Annotated in this window: 1 protein-coding gene and 1 pseudogene; both read right to left on the bottom strand. The window is 61.1% G+C overall.

Translation table 11 applies throughout. From position 1 onward, the window contains the following. Positions 1-627: 627 nt before the first annotated feature. Positions 628-1,731: an Ldh family oxidoreductase gene (locus AC0L3N_RS30215; RefSeq protein ID WP_473551200.1), complete on the bottom strand. Its 1,104-nt coding sequence runs from the start codon at positions 1,729-1,731 to the stop codon at positions 628-630. A gap of 1,546 nt (positions 1,732-3,277) precedes the next feature. Next, positions 3,278-5,614, bottom strand: a pseudogene (locus AC0L3N_RS30210) (S9 family peptidase). Between the last annotated feature and the right edge of the window lie 573 nt (positions 5,615-6,187).

Genomic DNA, 6,187 nt, shown 5'->3' with positions numbered 1-6,187 from the left:
CCCCCCCCCCCCCCCCCCCCCCCCCCCCCCCCCCCCCCCCCCCCCCCCGCCCCCCACCCCCCCCCCCCCCCCCCCCCCCCCCCCGGCCCGGGGCCCCCCGCCCCCCCACCCCCCCCCCCCCCCCCCAAACCCCCCCCCCCCCCCCCTTCCCCCCCCCCCCGCCGCATAAATTGAAAACCCTCATCGAACAGAGTGCGGAACACGGCGCGCGCATCGATGCTGAAGGCTTCAGGCGAGCGAGCGCTGAGTAGTTAGTCAGGCGATTGCTAGCGTCCTCAGCACGGTTTCTATGCAGAGGTAATCACCGATCTGGTTCAAATATGCGTCCCTAGGATGTGGCAGAAGCGGGGGGCATATCTTTCGCGAGTCGACCACCTTCGGTCAGCCCGACGCATCGCATGTCGTTTGCTGGGTGGGCAGGATTGCTGCCGCTGCGGTCAAGCGCTGTCAGCCGGTCGTCGAAGAAAGGCCGTATGGATTTTTGCACTTCGAGGATATGTGGGCGATTTCATGGTACGGTCCCGCAGCACCGGATCCTTGCGCAACTGCGGAGCCGCCATGAGTTCCGTATAGTCGTCAGTTTGCGTCTGCGGAAAGCCGGCCATCACCCTTCGCCACGTCATGCGTTCAGGCGAGATCAAATTCGCTGGCAAGCCCGTAATTACGCGCAAGAGTGCGCAGTTTCTCCCAGGTCACGTTGTCGACTTCAATGCCATTTGCTGTCCGCTCCTGCTCGCACAAATATCCGATCTCGCCGGGGTAGAACACGCCCGATGAGCCTTCTGACGGCGTCGCCGACTTAAGGTACCGCGCGAATTCGGCGACCTCTTGTTTGAATTCGTTAAGTGGGCAGAATGCTGCCACATTGAATACAGCCATAAAGCAGCCGAAGTTCTCCCGGCCGCTCGGCTCGACCCCGACACCAGGGCCGGTCAGCAGTCCGCACAGTAGTTCTACGATCGCTGCGAGGCCGCTGCCCTTGTAACCCTCGGTGCCGCCGAGCGGCAGTAGCACGCCGCCTTTGAGGTAGTCGCGAGGATCGGTCGTGGGGCGTCCCTCTGAATCGATCAACCAGCCATTGGGAATTTCCTTACCGCGCGCGATCGCCAGGTCGAGCTTGCCGGCGGCGGCCGCCGAGGTCGCCATGTCGAGCACAAACGGGGCCTTGAGATTGGAGGGTATTGCAATCGAGATCGGGTTGGTGCCAATCCGCGCCTCGCGTCCGCCGAACGGCGCGACATATTTCCGTAAGTTGCCGGAATCAGCGGCCACAAGCCCGATCATGCCTGCGTTTGCCGCCATCAAGGGATAGGCGGCGAGGCGTCCGACATGGCTTTGCCTGAAGACTGTGCAGACCGCGACATTGGCCGTCTTTGCCTTTTCGATCGCGAGCGCCATTGCCTTGGTGTTGACATGAAATCCAAATCCCCAGTGGCCATCGATAACAGCGGTGGTGGGGGATTCTTGCACGATCGTCCACTCCGCGCCCGGCACGATATTCCCCGCATTCATGCTGTCGATATAACTTGGAATGTTGAGAACTCCATGGGAATCATGACCAGCCAAATTGGCATTGACGCAACCGGTGGCGACTGCTTGCGCCTCGTCCTCTGAAGCGCCGGCGGCTTTCAGCAGCGTCACACAGATACGGGCGAGACGATCGGGCTTCACGACCGAAAAGCGACCCTTTTCGTTCGGCTTGCCCAGCCGTATGTTCTCGATTGAACTCATAAAGATCTCCTTGATTTAGGCCCATCGCCGGCCACCGGCCGGCAAGACACGTGAAGCAAACTTCATGCCACCCGCATGGGTCACGCTCGTGAACAAGACTAGCCCTCAAAACTCACGCAAGCGCACGCGCGACTCCGAGAAGCAGTTTCGGAGCCCAAGATGCGGCGCAAAGACGGCCGCCGTTCGAACAGGAAGAACCAACGGGCCTTTCAAAGGTCAGTGGATGTCCATCGCGGAACCCGGCCGCAAACGTCTGCACCAGCGTCAGGGGCCTAATCTGGTAAAGCTCTAGGATATGTTTTGTCGGTGTTTTTCAGTCATCCGACACGTGCCGCGCGCGGAAGCTCCAGGCGCACCTTGGCTTGACGGCAGAAAAAGTGACCCTGTAGTGGCCGGCCGCTTTTGTAGGCTTTCCGACGACGGCGTCTTCAACGGACTTGTATTGCATGACAAAGAGCTAGCCCGCTTCTCTCAGTGCGCCCCGACGGCGCGTAACCCCAGTGGAGGAAGGTTCCACCCAGATAATTGTCGATAGGTCTGGCGCTGACGAGCGGCTTGGTCAAGCCTCGTGACAAAGGCCGCCTTGGGCGGCTGAGCGATCCAGCGGGCCGTAACGCGAGTGAAGCCTGAGCAGGCCTCGAAAGTGAAGTAGCGGATGCCGACCCGGCTGAGAGATGGGGAAGGCAGCATGAGCGGGGAAGCTATCGACATGGGCACCCGTTCGATCCGCCGGGGTAGGCGGCGTGCCGAGTGCCGGCATGCGGTCGATAGCGCCGAACAGCTATGCAGATTTCAGGTGGCATCAGCGGTTGGCACAGAGGCACGCCTGGCGGGCAACCGGGCGTTGAGCAATGCGACTTGACAACACCGCAGCGCAAGGCATGGCATCCAGGCCTCCGCGGGAAGCGGCAATTGGGCCAAAGCTTGATGGCGCCCGCGCGCCTGGCGGCGCGTGCCGGGTGCTCGTGCACCGAGCCCGCTTTTTCTTCGGCAGGCTCAGGCGGTCTCGGCCATCCGGCTTCGCCCCCTGGCGCGGGCAGCCTTCGGCTGCTGACGGTCGCCGGCCTGTCGGCCGGCGCGGTTTTTTCGTTGGCCTTTCCCGGCGGCGCGGAGTGGGCGGCACTCCCTTCTAGACTAGGCCCGCCGCGGCATCCCGCAACCCTTCGCTTCGCTTCGGGTCCTCCTCTTCGTTCCGGTCCTTCGGATGCGGTCCGCCTCCGACGGCGGGCCTTTCCGGTCGCGTCTCGCCGCCCACCCCGCTTCCCTCCCGCTTCCGGGAAAGCCGCGAGTCGGCGAGCGGAGACAAAACGAGGCATGCAACACAGAAGCGTACCGTCATCGAAGAGGCAGGCAGAGGCGGCGCCATTCCTTAATTCCCGCTTTGCGACCGTCGAGCGTCGGAATCGCGCCTATTTCCGTCTTGCGAAGGCCCGTGCGCAGGAATCGGCACAGGCCCTCGTCCGAGCGGTTCTCCGCTCGCTCGCCGCCTCGATCACAGCCAACAAAACGGGCGCGAGGATTGCTACAGGCAGAAGCAGCCGAAGCATCATCGTGACGATTTGCTCTTTTGCAGTTCGGCTCGTTTAGGGCCCCAGTCGGGTGGGGTCTGACCGAGAATGTTGCGAACGAAGAAGTCCAGGACTTTGCGCTCAGTATAGATGCCTGGCGCGCCGTGATCGGCACCAGGCACATAGACCATGTCGAAATCTTTTCCCGCCTTGATGAGTCGGTCGGCAAGGTGGAGCGAGGAGGACGGGTCGACATTGTGGTCCATTTCGCCGACGACGATCATCAGCTTGCCCCGCAGCCTGTAAGCATTGTCGATGGCGGAGGATTGGGAATATTCAATGCCGACCGGCCACCCCATCCACTGTTCGTTCCACCAGATCTTGTCTATCCGGTTGTCGTAGCAGCCGCTGTTGGCGACCGCGACCTTATAGAATTCGGGATGGAAGAGCAGCGCGCTCACCGCGCTCTGGCCGCCTGCGGACCCGCCGAAAATGCCGACATTGGAGATATCGTACCACGGATACCTCGCGGCGGCCGCCTTGTGCCACAGAATGCGATCGGGAAAGCCTGCGTCCTTCAGATTTTTCCACGCAACGTCATGAAAGGCGCGCGAGCGGTTGTTGGTACCCATGCCATCGATCTGCACAACGACGAAGCCCAGCTGCGTGAGCGGCTCTGTCCGCCCTGAGAATGATTTTGGGACGAACGAGCCCTGGGGCCCGGCATAGATATTCTCCACCACCGGGTACTTCTTCTTCGGATCGAAATTGGCGGGCAGGTGGATCACGCCCCAGATATCAGTCTTGCCGTCGCGCCCCTTGGCGTGGAAGCTGAGTGGCGGCTGCCAGCCTGCGGCGACGAGCTCGGATATGTCGGCGGTCTCCACCTGCATGAGTTTGACATCGTCGCTGGCGCGGTAGAGCATCATGCGGGGCGGCAGCTCGATGCGTGACCAGAGATCGACATAATAGCGGCCGTCGGGAGAGAACTCGACATGGTGGTTGGCCGGCTCGGGCGTAAGCTCAGTCAGCTCCTCACCGTCGAAGCCGATGGTACGCATGGACGAAATAAGGGTCCTCCCCCGGGTGCATCCCGCTCGCCTCGAACCAGATCTGGCGCTTGACCGGATCGACATGGTTGACCCCCCGCACGACCCACTCACCGCTGGTGATCTGGTTCTTGAGCGCGCCGGTCCGGCCGTCGAACAGATACAGGTGCTCGTGCCCGTCTCGCTCGGATGCCCAGATGATCTCCTTCCCGTCATCGACGTCGTAACGAAAGATTTTCCCGGTACCGTGCTGATCCATCACTAGAGGCCGGTAATCAACAAATGTCTTGCTGGTCTCGTCGATGATCGAGCGCGCACGGGCCGTGGCGGCGTCTACCTCGACCAGCCGATAGAGCTGATGCCCGCGCTGACTATGTTCGAAAGTAAACCCGCGACCGTCCGCCCACCACCGGAGAGGGGAAAGTTCGAAGGGGTTGGAGAACAGGGCGTTGTCGATCACGACCTGGCGGCGGCCGGCAATGTCGAACAGGACCGGCTGGGGCAGCAGAAGGACATCGCCCGGCTTGGGATAGACCATTGTCGAATATTCGCGCTGCAACTGGTCCGTCGACGAATCGAGGTAGTGGAGCTCCCGCTTGAAGCCGGAGCGAACACGGTAAGCCGCAAGGTGGCGCGAGTCCGGCGACCAGCTCAGTGTCGAAAAGACGTAGTAATTGCCCTCGGATCCATCCCGGCTCAGCGCAACATCCTGCAATCCGTCATTGCTGCGCAGGAAAACGTTGTAGTTCTTTATATGGACGATCCACTTCCCGTCGGGCGAGACGCTCCTCTGGTCGGGGTTATTCTCAGCCGGTGGCGTGTAGTGGTGGCTGAGCTGAAAGTACGGGGCGTCTACATCCAATTTCGTGCTGGTGCAGGCATAGCTTGCAACGTTGCAGCTCCACCGGACCTGCTCAATCAGGAAGTCGAGCCTGCGACCATCCTCGGTCAGTTCGAAACGCTCGAAGGGAAGATCGCCGGCCTGATAGCTCTTATGGCTCGCTTCATTTAGCGCCGCCGCCAGACGGGCCTGATCGAAGGCGGCCCGTTTCAAACCGTGTCAGCATCGACCCGCATGAACTGCTGCTCGCCATGGGTAGTCCGGCGGTATACGAACGCGTTGGCTCCAGTCAGCCAGAACGGCCCCTCGGGGACATTCACGGTGAGCCCGCGATAGCGATCGTTGATCGTCAGTGCCCGCTCCAAATCGCTCGGCGCTATCGGTGGAAGTGCACCGTTCGAACCGTTGGCCAGCGCCCGAGCGGTTGCCGATCCCGATGCACCTTGAATTGATAACGCGAGTGTCAAAGCGCCGATCTTGAACATATCTGTTCACCTCTTTCGGTTTTCGGAAGACGCATTGTTGGAGTCTGGCTTTTCATCGCCGGCATGCAGCAGCGTTGAGCGTTGCTCGAAGGAGTCAGCACGCGGGGTGCAGCCGAGACGGCAGTCACCATGACCGGTGCGCCTACGCGGATATCCAGGAACTGGCCGGGTGAACCAAACTGAAGAGTTGGTATCCGAGCCAGCAGGGTATTTTCTATGTCCACGATGACGGAATGTTCAAAGCCCAATGAGGTTTGCAATCACACTTCCTTCCTTTTTCTGCACCTGGAAGGGCCGGAAGTGGGCCCGGCACAAAGCGTTGGCTATCGACATTCTCTGCATGGCTGTCGTCAGATCCGTTGATCTGTGTCCGGATGAAGGATGCAATATGTGCGCCAAAGGAAAATGCATTTAATCAAGGCGATCGGTCGGACTGGCTGTGTCGATGACCGACGTTAACGGCGCATATCCGACAGTTCGGACAATCCCAACACACTTGGGTGTATGTCGGGTGGACCAAAGTAAACCGTCGGGCCGACGGCAGAAGGGCGCACGAGGCGCCCTTCATTCGAC

It is taken from the genome of Mesorhizobium sp. WSM4807 (assembly GCF_055811615.1).
The sequence above is the reverse complement of the archived record's forward strand: the minus strand, read 5'-3'. Positions and strand labels throughout refer to the sequence as shown.

What these genes read in the sequence shown, in the direction of transcription:
- AC0L3N_RS30215 (WP_473551200.1), bottom strand. Translation starts at nt 1,731, where the DNA reads ATGAGTTCAATCGAGAACATACGGCTGGGCAAGCCGAACGAAAAGGGT.